We start from the raw sequence: 17,544 nt of genomic DNA, 5'->3' as shown, positions 1-17,544 counted from the left end.
CGGCTTCGCGTGCGGTCCGGTGTGAAGGCGTGCGCTACGCGGCGATGACGGCGACGCCCGTCCTGCCGCCGTCGACGTCCACGACGGTTCCGTGCACGAAGGCCGCTTCGTCGCCGGCCAGCCAGACCACGGCCTGGGCGATGGCGTCCGGTGTGCCGACGTCACCGGCCGGGGTGCCCTTCATCATGATCTCGCCGGGGTGGGGCTCGCCGCCCTCCGGGGCCGGGGGCAGGATCACCCCCGGTGAGACGGCGTTCACCCGCACGCCCCTCGGGCCGAACTCCGCGGCCCACGCCCGCGTGAGCGTCTCCATGGCCCCCTTGGTGGAGCTGTAGAGCGCGCCGGTGGGGACGCCCAGGCGGGCGATCCACGAGCCGAGGTTGACGATCGCACCGCCACCGGCCTCCACCATGGCGGGGACGACGGCGGCGGTGAGGAAGAACGGGGCCTTCACGTTCACTCCGTAGACCCTGTCGAACGTCGCCTCGTCGGTGTCGGTGGTGGCGGGGGCCGGGTAGATGCCGGCGTTGTTCACCAGGATGTCGATCCGCCCGCCCAAGGTCTCCCGGGCCCGGTCGGCCAGGTCCCGGGAAGCCTCCGCACTGCCGTCGAGGTCGGCCGCCAGGAAGTCGGCCCGGCCTCCGGACGCGCGGATCCCTTCGACGACCTGTGCTCCTCGTTCCGGACTGCGCCCGGACACGATGACGTGGGCGCCCTCGGCGGCGAACGCTTCGGCGATCGCCTGCCCGATGTTGCTGGTCGAGCCCGTGACCAGCGCCGTCTTGTTCCGCAGTCGTCCACTCATGACGCACTCTCCCTTGTCCGGCAGTGTGCGGACCACTGTGCGCCGAGGAAAATGGACCAGCAAGTCCAGAGTCGGGGGTCCGGGCCGGTAGCGTGGGGTCGTCGATCCCAGGAGGAGGGAGGGGGCCGGATGCCGGACGCGCCGACCGCGAAGGGCCGCGCCACGCGGGCCCGCATCGTCGAGGGGGCCGCCGAGGTGCTGCGCGAACAGGGGGTCGCCTTCACGACCCTCGACGACATCCGCGCCCGCACCGGCACGAGCAAGAGCCAGCTCTTCCACTACTTCCCCGACGGCAAGGACGAACTGCTGCTGGCGGTGGCCCGGTTCGAGGCCGACCGCGTCCTGGCGGACCAGCAGCCGCACCTGGGGCGGCTGGACTCGTGGGAGTCCTGGCAGGAGTGGCGGGACGTGGTGGTGGAACGGTACGAACGGCAGGGCGACCACTGCCCGTTGGGGTCGCTGTTCCTCCAGGTCGGGCGGTCCCGCCCCGGAGCGCGGGCGATCGTGACGGAGCTGATGCGCCAATGGCAGCGGCAGCTCGCGCGCGGCATGCGCGCCCTCCAGGCGAACGGCCTGGTGTCGCCGGACCTCGATGTGGACCGGACGGCCGCCGCGCTGCTCGCGGGCGTTCAGGGAGGCGTCGCCATCATGATGTCCACGGGGGACTCCACCCACCTCAGGGCGGCGCTCGACACCGGGATCGAGCATCTGCGCGCGACGGCGGGCGGGGCGGGGCGGGGCGGACCTCCGGACCGGTGCGGACCTGACGGCCCCGGACCGGTGCGGACCTGACGGCCCCGGACCGGTGCCGTGACCTGCGACACCGGACCGGCCGGGTCAGGGGGCCGACGGCGGCCGGGTCAGCGGGCCGGCGCGGGCGTGGTCCTCCCGCGGGCGCGGTATGCGGCCGCCTTGATCTTGTTGCCGCAGGACTCCATGCCGCACCACCGCCGGCGCATGCCCCGCGACCGGTCGACGCAGGTGCGGGTGCGCTCCGGGCTGCCGCACTCCTTGAGCAGGGGCACGCCCGGCCGACGCACAGCCCGCGCCCGGCCCGCGCCCAGTCCACTCTCAGCCCGCGCCTTCCGGCCCCACCCCGGGCGCCGGAAAGGCGCGTGACGGCGACGGCAATGTGACGTATACGTGCAGGACACACCCTTGCGGCGGAAGTTAGGCGAGGCTTACCGTCGACAATCGCACCACTCAGGGTCCGGGCCGTCACACCGGTCCGCCCGCGGCGAGCGCTCCACCGACGCAGCCTGGCCGTCCTCCCCCAGTGCCCCGAGGGCCTGGGAGGTACCCCCAGCCGGAACCCGCTCACAGGACCCGCACTTGAATCTTGCACCCTCCTCGGCCTTCGGTCTCCACGACCCCGCCCTCGACCACAGCGACTGCGGCGTCGGCTTCCTCACCCGCCTCGACGGGACGCCGAGCCACGACGTCATCCGCAAGGGCGACGAAGCGCTCCGTGCCATCCCGCACCGGGGCGGCAAATCCTCCGAGGGCGTCGGCGACGGCGCGGGCGTGAGCATCGACCTGTCGGTGGAGTTCTTCGGCGCGCTCACCGGCGAGGACCTGCGCGCCGGGTACTTCGGCGTCGCGAACTGCTTCGTGCCGACCGACGCCGGCCGCCGCGACGGCGCGGTGGACCTCGTCGGGCGGAGCATCGCCGAGCAGGGCTTCGACGTGCTGCTGGTCCGCGACGTCCCCGTGGACCACACCGTCGCCCGGCCCGTCGCCGAGCAGTACCAGCTGCCCATCGTGCAGTGGGTGTTCCGGGCCCCGCAGGGGTGGGAGCGGCACGACGTCGACGCGGCGGCCAACCGTGCCCTGCTCGCGGTCGAGGCCGTCGCCTACGCCGACGACGCGTACGCCGGGCTGTACCCGCTCTCGCTGAGCGCGCGCACGCAGGTGCTCAAGGGACGGCTCAACTCCGGCGAGGTCATCCCGTACTTCCGCGACCTCGGCGATCCGCGGCACTCCGTGCGGTCGCTGTACTTCCACACCCGGTTCTCCACGAACACCGAGCCGCACCCGACCATGGCGCAGCCCTTCCGCCTCATGGCGCACAACGGCGAGCTGAACACCGACCGCAAGAACCGGCTCTCCGACGAGGCCCTCGCCCGCGCCCGGACGCGCAGCATCGTGCGCCCGCCGGGCCAGTCCGACTCCTCCCGGCTCGACCAGACCCTCCAGAGCCGGGTGTTCGACGACGGCCTGGACATCGTCGAGGCGGTCGTGTCGCTCATGCCGCCCGCGTGGGAGAACGACCGCACCCTGCCCGCCGGCGTCCGCGACATGCTGGAGTACTTCTCGCTGTACGAGGAGAAGAACGACGGCCCGGCGGCCGTGATCTTCAGCGACGGGGACGTCGTCGGCGCTCGGCTCGACCGGCTCGGCCTGCGCCCGCTGCGCACCGTCGAGACCGCCGAGTACCTCATGGTGGCGTCGGAGGCCGGCCAGGTCGCCTTCCCCGACGACGAGGTCGTGCACCGGGGCCGGATCGAGGCCGGCGGCATGCTCGTCGTCGACCACCGCACCGGCCGCCGGATGCGCACCCGCGAAGTGCTCGACGCCCTCGCCGCGCGCCGGCCGTACAGCGAACTGCTCGGCGCGGCCCGGGTGAACCTCGACGACCTGCCCGCCCCCGACTACTACCGCGGCACGACGACGCTCGGCTACGACGGCGACCTCACCCTCGCCGGCCGGTACGTGGCGTACTCGCTGAACCAGGAGAGCTTCCGGTTCATGCTCGACCCGATGCTCGCCGACGGGTCGGAGCGGATCTCGGCGATGGGCTACGGCAACGCCATCAACGCGCTCAGCGACACCGAGGGCGGCATGGCGAAGTACTTCTCGCAGCGCTTCGCCCAGGTGACCAACCCGCCGCTGGACAGCATCCGCGAGGCCGACGGCATGAGCATGCGGGTCGCGCTCGGCCCGAAGCCCGACGGCACCCACCACACCAGCGGCCGGCAGCTCGTCGTGTCGTCGCCCGTGCTCGGGCACCTCGACATGGTCCGGCTGCGCGACCAGCGGATCGTGCCGCTGGAGCGGTTCGCCATGCTCTACGAGCCGGTGCCGGGCGACGAGGCGGCGAACGCCGACGCGCTCCGGTCGGCCCTGCACGTGCTCTGCGACGACGTGGAGCGGTTCGCCGCCGAGCGGGGCGGCATCGCGCTCCTCACCGACCGGGCGATCTCGTCGACCCGCGCCCCGCTGCCGGTGATCCTCGCCGTCGCGGCGGTCAACCAGCGCCTCATCGAGACCGGGCTGCGGCTGCGCGTCTCGGTCGTGGCGGAGAGCGGGCAGCTGTCCTCCTCGCACCACGTCGCGACCGCGCTCGGCTTCGGCGCCTCGGCGGTCTACAGCCTCAGCGCGCGGCTGCGCGCCGAGGAGAAGCACCCGAGCGCGCCGGCACCCGCGGGCGAGATCACCGAGACCGACCGGGCGCTGGCCAGGTTCCGCAAGGCGGCCGAGAAGTCCCTCGCGAAGACCATGGGCCGCGTCGGGCTGTGCACCGCCGAGAGCTACATCGGCGGCGAGTTCTTCGAGCCGAACTACCTCGACACCCGCGACGACGTGTTCGCGCGGATCTTCCCGCACATGGAGGCCCCGGTCGGCGGTGTCGGGTTCGCCCGCATCGCGCAGGCCGCGACGGACTGGCACGAGCGGGCCCGGACCGTGGAGACCGAGCAGCAGATCCCGCTGCTCGGCCTGTTCAAGGAGCGGTCGGACGGCGCCGGGCACTCGTTCGGCGTCTCGGCCGTGCGCGGCTTCGGCGACATGGTCGAGGAGCGGCCGCAGTTCGAACGGCCCGGCGACCCGGACGCGCTCCGGCTGCTCACCCTCGGCCGGCTCGACGACGCGTTCGGCATCACCGACGCCGCGTACCGCAACACCGGGTACGACGCGCTCAGCGACGCCGAGATCGACGCGTTCCGGATCACGCCGGGGTACCGCGCCTTCCTGCGGACGACGCACGAGGAGCGGTCCCGCCGCCCGTCCGCGCTGCGGGACGTGCTCGCGCTGCCCGCGGACGTCACCGGGCTGCGCACGCCGGAGGACTTCGCCCGCGAGCTGGGCCGGTTCTCCACGACCGGCAACGCGAGCGTCACGGCCCGCGGGGTCGTCGCGACCGTCACGGACCGGGCCTCCGGTGACGGCGGCGCGGTGACGGTCCGGCTGCGCCTCACCCCCACCGGACCCACCGGGCTCACCGGGCTCACCGGGCTCACCGGACCCAACAGCCCCACCGAATCCACCGGACCCGACGACGACGCCCGGCGCCACGCCGCCCTCGCCGAAGGGCTCGCCCTCGCCCACCCCGGCGAGGTCCGGACGGTGGGCACCGACGCCGACGGCGTCGTCGTCACCGCCACCGGTTCCGCCGCACAGCTGCTCACCCTCCTCGACGGCGCGCCCGACAGCGTGCCGCTCGACGAGGTGCAGCCCGCGCACGAGATCACCCGTGCGCTCGCCTCCGGCGCGATGAGCCACGGCGCGCTCGTGGCGACCGCGCACGAGGCCGTCGCGCACGGCGCGAACATGGTCGGCGCGATGTCGAACAGCGGTGAGGGCGGCGAGCACCACTCCCGGTACGGCACCGTCCGCGGCTCCCGGATCAAGCAGTTCGCGTCCGGCCGGTTCGGCATCTGGGCGGGTTACCTCGCCGACCCGATGCTGGAGGAGCTGGAGATCAAGATCGGGCAGGGGGCGAAGCCGGGCGAGGGCGGTCAGCTGCCCGCGCCGAAGGTCACCGTCGACATCGCGGCCGCGCGCGGCGGCACCCCGGGCATCGAGCTGATCTCGCCGCCGCCGCACCACGACACGTACTCGATCGAGGACCTCGCGCAGCTCATCCACGACTGCAAGGCCGCGCGGGTGCGGGTGGTCGTGAAGCTGGTGTCCTCGGAGGGCATCGGCACCATCGCGGTCGGCGTCGCCAAGGCCGGCGCGGACGTCATCAACGTCGCCGGGAACACCGGCGGCACGGGCGCCGCGGCCGTCACGAGCCTGAAGTACGCGGGGCGGTCCGCGGAGATCGGCGTCGCCGAGGTGCACCAGGCGCTCGTCGCCCACGGGCTGCGGCAGAAGGTCGTCCTGCGCTGCTCCGGCGCGCACCAGACCGGCGGCGACGTCGTCACGTCGGCGCTGCTCGGCGGCGACAGCTTCGAGTTCGGCACGACCGCGCTGATGATGCTCGGCTGCGTCATGGCGAAGAACTGCAACGTGAAGTGCCCCGCCGGGCTCACCACCAACGCCGAGGCCTTCGAGGGCGACCCGCGCGCGCTGGCGCAGTACCTGCTCAACATCGCGCACGACGTCCGGCAGATCCTCGCCCGCCTCGGCCTGCGGTCGCTGCGCGAGGCCCGGGGCCGCACGGACCTGCTCCAGCTGCTCGACCACCCCGCGAGCGTCGGGCGGCTCGACGTGCGCCGGCTGCTCGCCCGCGTGCCCGAGAAGGTCGTCGAGGACCCGGAGTACCTGGAGAAGGACTTCACCACCGACGACGCCCTCATCGAGCGCGTCCGCGCCGCGCTCCTCGACCGGCGCGAGCCGTCCCTGCTCGTCGAGGGCATCCACCTCGGCAACAGCGACAAGTCCGTCGGCGGGCAGCTCGGCATCGACGTCGAGCGGATCCTCAATCACGAGGATCACGAGGATCACGCGTTCGACGGTGACGTCCCCGCTGTCACCACCGACGACCGCGGCCGTCGCCGCCTCGTCGACGGCGCCGTCCGGATCCGCACCACCGGGTCCGCCGGACAGTCGTACGGCGTGTTCTGCAACGACGGCATCACCCTGGAACACACCGGCACCGCCAACGACGGCGTCGGCAAGAGCCAGAGCGGCGGCCGGATCGTCGTGCGCGCCCCGGGCGGCGGCAGCGCGGAGCGCGGCGGCAACGTGCTCGTCGGGAACTTCGCGCTGTTCGGCGCGACCGGCGGCCGGACGTTCGTGCAGGGCGAGGCCGGTGACCGGTTCGCCGTGCGCAACTCCGGCGCGACCGCGGTCGTCGAGGGCGTCGGCGACTTCGGCTGCGAGTACATGACCGGCGGCACCGTGCTCAACCTCGGCGGCTTCGGCAAGGGCCTCGGCAACGGCATGAGCGGCGGGTTCCTCTACCAGTACGACCCGTCGGGCGAACTGCCCGGCCGGGTGAGCGCCGACTCGCTGCTGGTGTTCCCGGTGACCGACACCGGGCACGGCGCCTTCCACGAGGAGGCCGTACGGCTGCTCCTGACCTGGCACCTGGAGGCGACCGGTTCGCCGCTCGCGGCCCGGCTGCTGGAGGACTGGGAGAGCGAGCGGCAGCACGTGTACTGCGGGATGCCCCGGGCGCTGCTGCTGTACCAGGACGCCGGGGAGATCCTCGCCGCCGCGACCCGCGGGCAGCTCCTCGACGAGCTGGCGACGTCGATCGCGACGGACAAGCTCCGCGCGTTCAAGGTCGACTACCGCGACCGCCGCACCGTGCTCGGCGGCCGTGCCCCGGCCTTCGGCGACGAGGGCGGCGACGACATGTTCTCGCTGCTGTCGTCGTACACGGTGCTCGGCGTCGCGCAGGACGTCGCGCTCCAGCGGGTGCCCGGGGCGAGCGGTCCGGGCGACCCGCGGGTCGCCGAGGCCGTCCGCAACCTCGTCCTCACCGAGGACTTCTTCGTCAAGCAGCGCGTCGTGAAGTACCTGCGCGGCACGCTGGAGCGGTTCGACGACGACGAGCTCGCCACGCTCATCGCGGTCAAGCGCCTCGACGACTACAAGCAGGCGCTGCGGCAGCGCAACAACCTCAGCGTGGACGCCCCCGGCACCTACGGCTGGATCGTCCACCAGAACACGAAGAACGCCGGCCGCGTGCGGGCCGCCCGGTTCGACGAGCTGCTCGCGACCGCGGCGCTCGCCGACATCGCCGGACGCCGTGCCCCGCAGGCCCCGACCGAGACGGTGACCGCGTGACCCTCATGCCCCCGACCGGGTCCCTCATCCCGGCCGACGCGCCGTTCTCCGCCGAGCAGGAGGCCTGGCTCGCCGGGTTCATCGCCGGTATCGCGGCCGCCGGACGCCAGGACGGCGCGGCGGGCGACGCGCCCGCCGCGACGATCGACGTGCTGTTCGGCACGCAGACCGGCAACGCCGAGTTCGTCGCCGACGAGCTCGTCGCCGGGGCCCGCGCCCGCGGCCTCGGCGCGACCGCCACCGCGCTCGACGCCGTCACGCCCGAGCGGCTCGCCGCGATGTCCCACGTGCTCGTCGTCACCTCGACGTACGGCGAGGGCGAGATGCCCGACAACGCCGGGCTGTTCTGGGAGGCGCTCCAGGCCGGCACGGCGCCGCGGCTGGAGGGCCTGCGCTACGCGGTCCTCGGGCTCGGCGACCGCGGCTACGACGACTTCTGCCAGGCCGCGAAGCTCATCGACGCCCGCCTGGAGCAGCTCGGCGCCACCCGGGTGCACGACCGCGTCGACTGCGACGTGGACTTCGAGGAGCCCGCGGCGGTGTGGACGGCGGCGGTCCTGGACCGGGTCGCCGCGGAGACCGGCGCGACGGGCACGGGCGCGGGTTCGGGCGCGGGCACCGGCGCGGGTGCGGGCGCAGGTGCCAAGGCGTCCGCTCGGACCCGCTCCCCCTGGAACCGGCGCAACCCGTACCGGTCCCGGCTCGCGGTGAACCGGCTGCTGTCCGCGCCGGGCAGCGCCAAGGAGATCCGCCACTACGAGTTCGACCTCGGCGACAGCGGCATCACCTACGCGGCCGGCGACGCGCTCGCCGTCGTACCGGTGAACGACGACACGCTCGTCGGCGCGCTCCTGGAACAGCTCGGCGCGAGCGGTGAGGAGGAGGTCGACGGGCGGCCGCTCGCCGAGGTGCTGCGCACCGAACGCGAGATCCGCACCCCGTCGAAGGAACTGGTCGCCGACCTCGTCGAGCGGGCGCCGTCGAGCGACCTCGCCTCGGTCGTCGCGCACGGCGACCGGTCCGACCTGGACTCCTGGCTCTGGGGCCGGGACGTGTTCGACCTGCTCCGTGACGCCGGGGCCGCCGCGCCCGGCGTCGACGAGCTGCTGCCGTTCCTGCGGCCGCTCCAGGCACGGCAGTACTCGATCTCGTCGAGTCCGCTCGCCCACCCGGACCGCATCCACCTCACCGTCGCGTCCGTCCGGTACGGCACCCCGCACCGCCGGTACGAGGGCGTCGCGTCGACCTACCTCGCGGACCGCGTCGGCGCGGACGCGACCGTGGGCGTCCACCTCCAGCCGAACGCCTCCTTCGGCGTCCCGGCGGACGACGACGCCCCGATGGTCATGATCGGCCCCGGCACCGGCATCGCGCCGTTCCGCGGCTTCCTGCACGAGCGGGCCGCGCGGGGCGCCTCCGGGCGCAACTGGCTGTTCTTCGGCGACCAGCACCGCGCCACCGACTTCGTGTACGAGGACGAGCTGACCGGGCTGCGCGAGCGCGGTGTGCTCACCGAACTCGACCTGGCGTTCTCGCGCGACCAGGCCGAGAAGGTCTACGTGCAGACCCGGATGCGGGAGCGGTCGCGCGAGCTGTACGCGTGGCTGGAGGAAGGCGCGCACCTCTACGTCTGCGGCGACGCCTCCCGCATGGCGAAGGACGTCGAGGCGGCCCTGCTGGGCGTCATCGCCGAGCAGCGCGGACGCGGGGACGACGACGCCGCCGAGTACCTCGCGGACCTGCGCCGGGCGAAGCGCTACGTGCGGGACGTGTACTGAGCATGACGGACCACGATCCCGGGCCGCGGGGCGCCGACGGCCGGTGCGTGTTCGAGGGGTGCTGCGGCCGGCGCGACAGCAGCGTGCGGCTGATCGACGCGCGGATGCCGGAGCTGGCGCGCTGCCTGACGCTCTTCCAGCACGTCCAGGCGGTCACCGGAGGACCGGTCGCGCGGATCGACCAGGCCGGCGGTTACGCCGTCCCGAGCCTGCGCGGCGACGCGTTCGCCGTCACCCCGGGCTCGATCACGCTGCGCGTCGACGGCGACGGGATCGCCTCGGCCGTGGTCGCGCGGGACGCGGGCACCGGCTCGGTCGCCCTGCACCTGCTCGACGCGGCCGGCCGGACCGCGCACCAGGGGCGGCTGCTGTCCGAGGGGGACCGGCTGCTGGCCGGACTCGCCCGCACGGTCGACGCCGGGGCGTCGGCCACCGGACCGTCCGCGGCCCCCGCGGTGCCGGCCTGGGAGAACGGCGACCAGCTCGCCCAGCTCGACGCGGTCCTCGCGGACGGCGGCACCGCCCGGCGCCGGGCGTTCCACCGGTACCGCGGCGAGCACCGCACCATCGACCCCGGCGTCGTGCCCGCGGTGCTCGACCACGTCTGCTCCCTCGGGCTGCCGATCGGCGTTGCGGTGTTCGCCCCGGCGGCCCTCCAGGCGTGCGGCGGCCGGGTGCACGTCACCGACCGCACCGTCGGCGGGCGGGTGTTCGCGGCGGTCGCGGAGAGCTCGGTGGAGATCGACCTCGCGGGCGTCCGGGCGTGCCACCTCGTCCGCTCCACGGCGGCGCACGGCCCGACGTCGGCGATCGAACTCGACGACGAGGACGGCCGCTGCGTCGCGGTCATCACGCAGTTCGGAATCGTCGGAGCGGACGTGCACGCGGCGTGGGAGCACCTGACGGCGTCCCTGCCGGACCGCAGGGCCTAGCCGGTCGGGTGACCGACGCACGCCGCCCCGCGGGCACGCGGGGGTCTCGGCGCCACCGACGTATATATACTCGATGGCACACTCGATATCACAGGAGGTGTGGCAGATGACTCGCACCGTGATCGATCTTGACGATCAACTCGTCGCCGACGTGGCCAAGGCCCTCGGCACCAGCACCAAGAAGGAGACGGTGAACACCGCGCTGCGCGAGGTGCTGGAGAACCGGCGGCGGGCTCTGGCACTCACCCGTCTGCGGGCGGCGGCGGCCGAGGGCGCCTTCGATCTCGATCTCCTCGAGGACAAGGAGAACTACCGTCGGTGAACGCCGCGCAGTTCCTGATCGACACCAGCGCGCTCGCCCGCCTGCTACGCGGTGACGCCGAGCAGTACGGCTGGGACCGGGCGGCGGCGGCCGGGCTGATCGCCACGTGTCCGGTCACCGAGCTGGAGTTCTTCTACAGCGCGCGTTCCGCCGCCGACCGTGCACGGGGCGTCGAAGACCTGCGCCTGCTCTTCGGCTGGGTACCGGTCGACGACCGTGCCTACGACCGCGCGGGGCAGGTCCAGGAAATCCTCACCCACCGCGGGCAGCATCGCAGCGCCGGAGCCGTCGACCTCGTGGTGGCCGCCACGGCCGAACTGCAAGGGCTGACCCTCCTGCACCGCGACCGGGACTTCGAGTGCATCGCCGCCGTCACCGGGCAGGCACTTCAGTGGTACGGCCCCGACCCCGGCAAGTGAGCCGGTGACGGTCCCGCGGCGGGCCCGGCACACGGGAACGGGTGCCGGGCCGGGGTGCCGGGGGTTCGCGTGGGCGGGAGGTCAGCGGGTCGTCATCGCGTGCCCGGGCGTTCGGCGGGGAAGGCGTGGGTGCGGGCGCCGAGGACGACGAGCAGGACGGGCGTCATCAGGATCAGGACGCTCCAGGGGAAGGAGTCGGGGCCGAGGGCGTCGAGGAGGACGCCTCCGACGGCGCCGCCGCCGGCCATGGCGAAGTTCCAGGTGGTGACCAGCAGCGCCTGTCCGCGGTCGCCGCCGGCGTCGGTGACCGCGGTCTGGAGCAGGGTGGTCACGCCGCCCCAGCCGAGGCCCCAGAGCACCACCGCCAGGTAGACCGGGGCGGCGCTGTCGGCCAGCACCGTCAGCATGCCGGACGCCACCAGGAACAGGACGCTGCTGACGACGGTCAGCGCGCGCAGCCTGCGGTCGACCAGGGCCCCGGTGACGAAGATGCTCACCACGGAGGCGATGCCGAAGACCAGCAGCACGAGGTCGCGGGCGCCGCCCATGGCGTGCTCGTCGAGGAAGGTGGCGATGTAGGTGTAGAGGACGTTGTGCGCCAGGACGTAGGCGGCGACCACGAAGAGCACCGCCACCACGCCGGGCAGCCTCAGCGCCCCGAGGACCGGCTCGCGCTTACCGGGCCGGCGCCCGGCGTGGTCCGGGACCGAGACGGAGATCCACCCGAGCAGGAGCACGGAGACCACGGCCACCAGCCCGAAGGTCAGCCGCCAGCCGAACGCTTCGCCCAGGAAGGTACCCACGGGAATGCCGAGGGAGAGCGCCAGCGGCACACCGGCCATGGTGACGGCGATCGCCCGGCCCTGGAGGTGCGGCGGGGCCAGACGGCGGGCGTATCCGACGAGTTCGGCCCACACGGCGGCGGCGGCCACCCCGGCGGCGAGGCGGAAGGCCATCGTCAGGGCGTAGCTGGAGGACAGGGCCGTGACGAGGTTGGCGACGGCGAAGACCGCCACGGCGAGCAGCAGCAGCCTCTTGCGCCGCCACGTCGCCGTGGCCACCGAGACGGGGATGGCCGAGAGGCCCGTGGCGATCGCGTAGACCGTCAGCGTCTGTCCCGCCGCGGACTCGCCGACGGAGAGGCCGCGGGCCATCTCCGGCAGGACGCCGGCCGGTAAGGCCTCGGTCAGTATGCTCATGAACGCGGCGGTGGCCAGGGCGAGCAGCGGGGAGAGAGGCAGTCGCGGCCCCTCCGGTGCCGACGGTTCGCCGGCCGGAAGCTCTGTCTCGGACGTTGTCATGCGCGATATCGTCCAACCTTCACATGTATGTGAGGGTCAAGTCGTCTCTGTGTGAGGTGGGCCACATGCGCATAGGGGAGCTGGCCGAGCGCACGGGAACCCCGCGCCGGATGCTGCGCTACTACGAAGAACAGGGCCTGCTGGTCCCGGACCGCTCGCCGAACGGATACCGGGACTACTGCGAGCGCAGCGTGGACCGGGTCCTCCAGATCAGGGGGCTGCTCGACGCCGGGCTGCCGACCCGCATCATCAGGCAGGTGCTGCCGTGCCTGAAGCAGCCCCGGTCCATCCGCGTCTCCGACGCGACGCCGGAGACGATCGCCACCCTGGAGCGGGAGCTGGACCGCATGACACGGCGGATCGAGTGCCTGGTCCGCAGCAGGGACGCCATCTCCGACTACGTCGACGCCGTACGCCGGGACCGGGACCCGGCCGCCCCGGGGGAACCGGGAGAACCAGGAGAACCGGTGCCGCCCGCCACCGCGGGCGAGGCCCTGACCGTGTCGGTCTGACCGCCTCGGCCTGACCTCCCCCCGTTCGTCCACGGCGCGCCGCCGGACCCTGCGGTGATCGGCGCCATGGGACGCCGCGCAGGGGGACCCGGGCCCCCTCACGGACGGCCCGCCGACGGCACCCGGACGGCTCCGGGCGTCTGACACGATGCACGCATGCACGAGCGGACGTTCGCCGAAACACCCGATCCGGAACCCGAGTTGACCGCCGCCGAGACCGGCCTGCCCGGAGCGGCCCGTACGTACGCGGACCTCCTCACCCGGCGCGGACAGGTGGACCAGGCGCTGCCCTGGTGGGAGAAGGCGGTCGCGGAGGGGGACGCCCAGGCCGCGCGCACCCTGGCCATCGTCCACCGGGACCGGTGGGACTTCGCGGGGGCCGAACGGTGGTACCGCAGCGCCGCCGGCCGGGACGGCGGCTGCGCGTTCGGGCTCGCGACCCTGCTGGAGGAGGCGGGCGACCACACCGGCGCGCGGGAGTGGTACGCGCGCGGTGCCGAGCTGGGCAGTGTGGAGTGTCTGACCAACGGGGCCGTCCGGCTGGCCCGGCGGGGTGAGTGGGACGAGGCCCTGGAACGGCTCGAGGAGGCGGAGGAGCGGGGGGACCGGGTGGCCGCCCATGCCCGCGCCGCCCTCACCCGCCTCCTGGACGACCTCGAACGACGGGAGACGGACCTCGCGGAGGCCGAGCGCAACGGCGACTCCGAGGCCGCGTACGAAGCGCTGCGGGAGCTGACCGACGGCGGGTACGACGACGCGTTCGACGCCTACCCGGCCGCGGCCGCGGCGGCGGAGGCCCTCTTCGCCCGGGCCGCGGCGGCCGGCAGCGCCGAGGCACTGGTGGACCAGGCCGTCCTCGCGGCCCGGGACGACAGCCGGTGGGCCGAGGTGCGCGCCCTCGCCGAGCGCGGTCACGCACGGGGCTACCCGGGTGCCGCGTACGTCCTGGGCGTCTGGTGGGAGCAGCGCGGTGAGCTGCGGAAGGCGGAGGAGTGGTACCGCACCGCCGCCGGATCGGACGGCGGTCACCTCGTCGCCCGCGTCAACCTCGGTCTGCTCTGCGAACGCCAGCTCCGGTTCGACGAGGCGGAGGAGTGGCTGCGCGGCACCGGTGTCGACGAGGAGAACCAGGATCCCTGGGACACCACGCACGACCTGATCGTCCGCACCCTGGCGGACATCGAGGAGGCCCGCGCCCGGCCCGGACGGCCGTCGGACGGGGAGCTGCGGGAGCGGCTGCCCGGGCTGACGGCCGCCGCCGAGGCGGACGGCGCCGGCCCGGAGGAGATGACCGCCTGCGCCGACGCGCTCGACCGGCTCCAGCGGCTGCCCGAGGCGGCCGAGTGGTACCGGCGGGCGGGCACCCCGCGGGCACTGCTCGCCCTCGGCCGCATGCTGTACGAGCGGGGCGGCGCCGGGAGCCGCCACGTGATCCCCTTCCTCGAACCCGCCGCCGACGCCGGTGACGCCGGGGCGGCGTACGACATCGCCGTCCTCCACGACCGGGCGAAGGACGAACGCTCGGCCGGGCTCTGGCACCTGCGGGCGGCACGGCTCGGGCACGGCCGGGCCGCCTGGTACCTGGGCCGGCTCTCCCAGCAGCGCGGCGGCGACCCCCAGTTCGCGGAACGCTGGTACGCGCGGGCGGCGGAGACCGGACTGTCGCGGCCCGCCTACCTCGCGGGCCGGAGCATGGTGCGGTACGGGCGCCACGCCGAGGCCGAACGGTGGCTGCGGCTCGCGTTCGACGACGGCATCGTCCAGGCGTCCTACCACCTGGGCCGGGCCCTGCGCGCGCAGGGGCGGCAGGCGGAGGCCGAGGAGTGGCTCAGGCGCGCGGTGGAGCGGCGCGACGAGTTCGAGCTGGAGCAGGACGGCCTCGGCAGGGCCCGCGCCGACGCGCGGCCCGAACTGGCCGGACTGCTCGTCGACGCGGAGCGGGACGAGGAGGCGGCGGGCCTGGTCGGGGAGCTCCTCGAACAGTATCCGCGCCATGTCGAGGCCAACCGCCTCGCGGGGATCCTGGCCCGGCGCCGGGGCGATCTGCCCGCGGCCGAGAAGCACTTCGAGGTGGTCGCCGACTGGAACGCCGACGCCGGCACCAAGCAGACCCTGCGCGAGATCCGGGCCCTGCTCCACCAGGTCGGCCACCAGCACTGACACCACCCGGGGGAACCGGTCGGCCCGGCCGGTCCCCCGGCCGCACCGTCCCCGTCCCCGTCCCCGTCACCGCGCTCCCGCGGCACGCCTCACGGGATTCTCATCCTCTCCCCATGGCACGACCAGGAACGCACCGCATCATGGTCCAGCTCTCACCGGGAGCGTCGGGTACCACATGGTTCGCAGGGAGGCGCCAGCGATGGTCTTGGGCAGTCCGACGGTGCGTCAGGTGACTCGCGCCGGGGGGCGCCCGTGCTGAACGGCGGGCACGACGGGAGGTGCCGATGTACCTGTCCCGGCGCGACGGTCTGGGTGACGGGCCCCTCGACGGCCGACCGGCTCGCGGCCGCCTACGCACTGGCCGAACGGCTCACGGCCGAGTGGCGCCGGGTCGAGGTGCTCGACCGGTACGACGACCTGGGCGCCGACACTCGGCGCACGGGCCTGCTGGCCGAGGTGCTGGCGCGCAACGGGGTCGTGGCGATCGTCCCGTGCGCCCCGCGGAGCGTCGCCGCCGTCCGCGACCGGCACGCGGCTAGCGGCACCCGGTACGTCGAGGTCCGTGTCGACGAGCGGGACACCCCGGAGCGCACGGCGGCCGCGATGCACGGCCTGCTCGCCGGACACGGCTGACCGGTGACGCACCCCCTATGCTTCTACGTGCCTGTAGAACCAGTAGGTCTCACGCACGTGAAGGAGTGGACGCCACGATGGTGTTCAAACGACTGCTCGGATCGCTCGGCCTCGGCGGCCCCACGGTCGACACGGTCCTCGACCCGGGAGCCGCCCGCCCCGGCGGCGCACTGACCGGCCAGGTCCGGCTCAAGGGCGGCGACGCCGACTTCGACGTCGAGCACATCACCCTGGAGCTGGTCGCACGGGTCGAGGCCGAGCACGAGGACGGGGAGAGCGAGGGCGTGGTCGCCTTCGAGCGGTTCACCGTCGGCGGCGGGTTCCGCCTCGCGGCGGGCGAGGAGCGCGGCGTCCCCTTCACCATGGCACTGCCGTGGGAGACACCCGTCACCGAGCTGTACGGGCAGGGCCTGGGCGTCGTCCTCGGCGTACGGACCGAACTGGCCGTGGCCGGCGCCAGGGACAAGGGCGACCTGGACCGGCTGGACGTCGCCCCGCTGCCCGTGCAGGAGGCGGTCCTCGAAGCGCTCGGGCAGCTCGGCTTCGGCTTCCGGTCCGCCGACCTGGAGTACGGGCGCATCGGCGGCACCGGCCAGCAGCTGCCCTTCTACCAGGAGATCGAGCTGACCCCGGCGCCGCAGTACGCGCACCAGGTGAACGAGATCGAGCTGACCTTCCTGGCCGGCCCGGCCGGCGTGGAGGTCGTCCTGGAGGCGGACAAGCGCGGCGGCCTCTTCACCCCCGGCCACGACACGCTCACCCGCTTCACCGTGGGGCACCACGACTCCCGCGACTGGAACACCGAGGTCGACGGGTGGATCCGCCACCTGGTCGAGCACCGGGCGGCGTACGGCTCCCACGCCTCCTACGGACACGAGGGTCACCCCGGACACGGGTACGGCGATCACGACCACGACGGCCACCGCTCGGGGCCCGGCGTGGGCACCGCCGTCGCCGCGGGCGCGGCCGGGCTCGCGGTCGGTGTCGTCGGCGGCATGGTGGCGGCCGAAGTGATCGACGAGGTGGGGGACTTCTTCGAGGGCGACGACGAGGACGAGGGCGGAGAGGAGGACTGAGGCGCGCGGACGGAGCGGACGGGAACCCACCGGGCGGGAACCCACCGGGCGGGAACCCACCGGGCGGGAACTCACCGGGCGGGACACTCGTTTCTACATTGCTGTAGAACTGAACCGGGGAGCCGGCTGCCGCCCGGGCAGGACGGGCCCTCGACCGACCGTACGGAGCTCTCATGGCCCTCTGGGACCGCATCAAGGATTCCGCCACTCAGATGCAGACGCAGCTCGTGGCGAAGAAGAACGACCTCAAGAGCGGCGCCTTCCGGGACGCCGCCATGGCGATGTGCGCGCTGGTCGCGGCGGCGGACGGCACCATCGATCCGTCCGAACGCCGGCGCGTGGCCCAGCTGATCGCCACCAACGAGGTGTTGCAGAACTTCGACGCCATGGACCTCCAGCGCCGTTTCGACGACAACCTGGACAAGCTCACCGCCGACTTCGACTTCGGCAAGGTCAGCGTGTTGCAGGAGGTCGCCAAGGCCAGGAAGAAGCCCGCCGAGGCGCGTGCCGTCATCCAGATCGGCGTCGTCATCGGCGGCGCCGACGGCGACTTCGACAAGACGGAGCAGGCCGTGGTCCGCGAGGCGTGCTTCGCCCTCGACCTGCCGCCGCACGAGTTCGACCTCTGACCCCCGCGCGACGGTCC

Annotated in this window: 13 protein-coding genes and 1 pseudogene; 11 read left to right on the top strand and 3 right to left on the bottom strand. The window is 73.8% G+C overall.

The window, feature by feature from the left end; genetic code table 11:
* Positions 1 to 34 precede the first annotated feature (34 nt).
* A complete protein-coding gene (locus tag ACFYWQ_RS25695) occupies positions 35 to 805 on the bottom strand; it encodes an SDR family NAD(P)-dependent oxidoreductase (protein WP_389519204.1) in 771 nt (256 codons plus the stop codon).
* 129 nt (positions 806 to 934) lie between these two features.
* Here ACFYWQ_RS25695 and ACFYWQ_RS25690 point away from each other — a divergent pair, with 129 nt between their 5' ends.
* Positions 935 to 1,597, top strand: coding sequence for a TetR/AcrR family transcriptional regulator (locus ACFYWQ_RS25690; RefSeq protein ID WP_389519203.1), 663 nt, complete (start codon positions 935 to 937; stop codon positions 1,595 to 1,597).
* A 68-nt stretch (positions 1,598 to 1,665) separates the two neighbouring features.
* Here ACFYWQ_RS25690 and ACFYWQ_RS25685 read toward each other — a convergent pair.
* A pseudogene (locus tag ACFYWQ_RS25685) lies at positions 1,666 to 1,836 on the bottom strand (CGNR zinc finger domain-containing protein); the annotation flags it as partial.
* Between the two features lie 301 nt (positions 1,837 to 2,137).
* On the opposite strand from ACFYWQ_RS25685, the gene ACFYWQ_RS25680 reads away from it, so the two are divergent.
* The 5 genes from ACFYWQ_RS25680 (at position 2,138) to ACFYWQ_RS25660 (ending at position 11,216) form a co-directional block, all read left to right on the top strand.
* Positions 2,138 to 7,765 carry a glutamate synthase-related protein gene (locus ACFYWQ_RS25680; RefSeq protein WP_389519202.1) on the top strand — a complete coding sequence of 1,876 codons (5,628 nt, stop codon included), beginning with the start codon at positions 2,138 to 2,140 and terminating at the stop codon, positions 7,763 to 7,765.
* A gap of 5 nt (positions 7,766 to 7,770) precedes the next feature.
* A complete protein-coding gene (locus ACFYWQ_RS25675) occupies positions 7,771 to 9,543 on the top strand; it encodes a sulfite reductase subunit alpha (RefSeq protein ID WP_389519412.1) in 1,773 nt (590 codons plus the stop codon).
* A 2-nt stretch (positions 9,544 to 9,545) separates the two neighbouring features.
* The gene (locus ACFYWQ_RS25670) at positions 9,546 to 10,475 is read left to right on the top strand and encodes a hypothetical protein (RefSeq protein WP_389519201.1); all 930 of its coding nucleotides are present in this window, start codon (positions 9,546 to 9,548) and stop codon (positions 10,473 to 10,475) included.
* Positions 10,476 to 10,581: 106 nt separating this feature from the next.
* A complete protein-coding gene (locus tag ACFYWQ_RS25665) occupies positions 10,582 to 10,797 on the top strand; it encodes a type II toxin-antitoxin system VapB family antitoxin (protein WP_329523962.1) in 216 nt (71 codons plus the stop codon).
* On the top strand, positions 10,794 to 11,216 hold the full coding sequence (locus ACFYWQ_RS25660; protein ID WP_389519200.1) for a PIN domain nuclease: 423 nt from the start codon (positions 10,794 to 10,796) through the stop codon (positions 11,214 to 11,216). The genes ACFYWQ_RS25665 and ACFYWQ_RS25660 overlap by 4 nt, the downstream gene beginning before the upstream one ends.
* 92 nt (positions 11,217 to 11,308) lie before the next feature.
* On the opposite strand, the gene ACFYWQ_RS25655 is transcribed toward ACFYWQ_RS25660, so the two are convergent.
* A complete protein-coding gene (locus ACFYWQ_RS25655; RefSeq protein ID WP_389519199.1) occupies positions 11,309 to 12,517 on the bottom strand; it encodes an MFS transporter in 1,209 nt (402 codons plus the stop codon).
* Positions 12,518 to 12,582: 65 nt separating this feature from the next.
* On the opposite strand from ACFYWQ_RS25655, the gene ACFYWQ_RS25650 reads away from it, so the two are divergent.
* The 5 genes from ACFYWQ_RS25650 to ACFYWQ_RS25630 all read left to right on the top strand — a co-directional run bounded on the left by ACFYWQ_RS25650 (position 12,583) and on the right by ACFYWQ_RS25630 (position 17,527).
* A complete protein-coding gene (locus ACFYWQ_RS25650; protein ID WP_389519198.1) occupies positions 12,583 to 13,029 on the top strand; it encodes a MerR family transcriptional regulator in 447 nt (148 codons plus the stop codon).
* Positions 13,030 to 13,185: 156 nt separating this feature from the next.
* Positions 13,186 to 15,189, top strand: a complete 2,004-nt coding sequence (locus ACFYWQ_RS25645) for a tetratricopeptide repeat protein (RefSeq protein ID WP_389519197.1) — start codon at positions 13,186 to 13,188, stop codon at positions 15,187 to 15,189.
* Between the two features lie 312 nt (positions 15,190 to 15,501).
* Positions 15,502 to 15,822 carry a hypothetical protein gene (locus ACFYWQ_RS25640; protein WP_389519196.1) on the top strand — a complete coding sequence of 107 codons (321 nt, stop codon included), beginning with the start codon at positions 15,502 to 15,504 and terminating at the stop codon, positions 15,820 to 15,822.
* Between the two features lie 77 nt (positions 15,823 to 15,899).
* Entirely contained in the window at positions 15,900 to 16,898 is a 999-nt protein-coding gene (locus ACFYWQ_RS25635) for a sporulation protein (protein ID WP_389519195.1), read from the top strand.
* 173 nt (positions 16,899 to 17,071) lie between these two features.
* Positions 17,072 to 17,527: a tellurite resistance TerB family protein gene (locus ACFYWQ_RS25630; RefSeq protein ID WP_389519194.1), complete on the top strand. Its 456-nt coding sequence runs from the start codon at positions 17,072 to 17,074 to the stop codon at positions 17,525 to 17,527.
* Positions 17,528 to 17,544 lie beyond the last annotated feature (17 nt).

Source organism: Streptomyces sp. NPDC003247, from assembly GCF_042888135.1.
Lineage (GTDB): Bacteria > Actinomycetota > Actinomycetes > Streptomycetales > Streptomycetaceae > Streptomyces.
The sequence above is the reverse complement of the archived record's forward strand: the minus strand, read 5'-3'. Positions and strand labels throughout refer to the sequence as shown.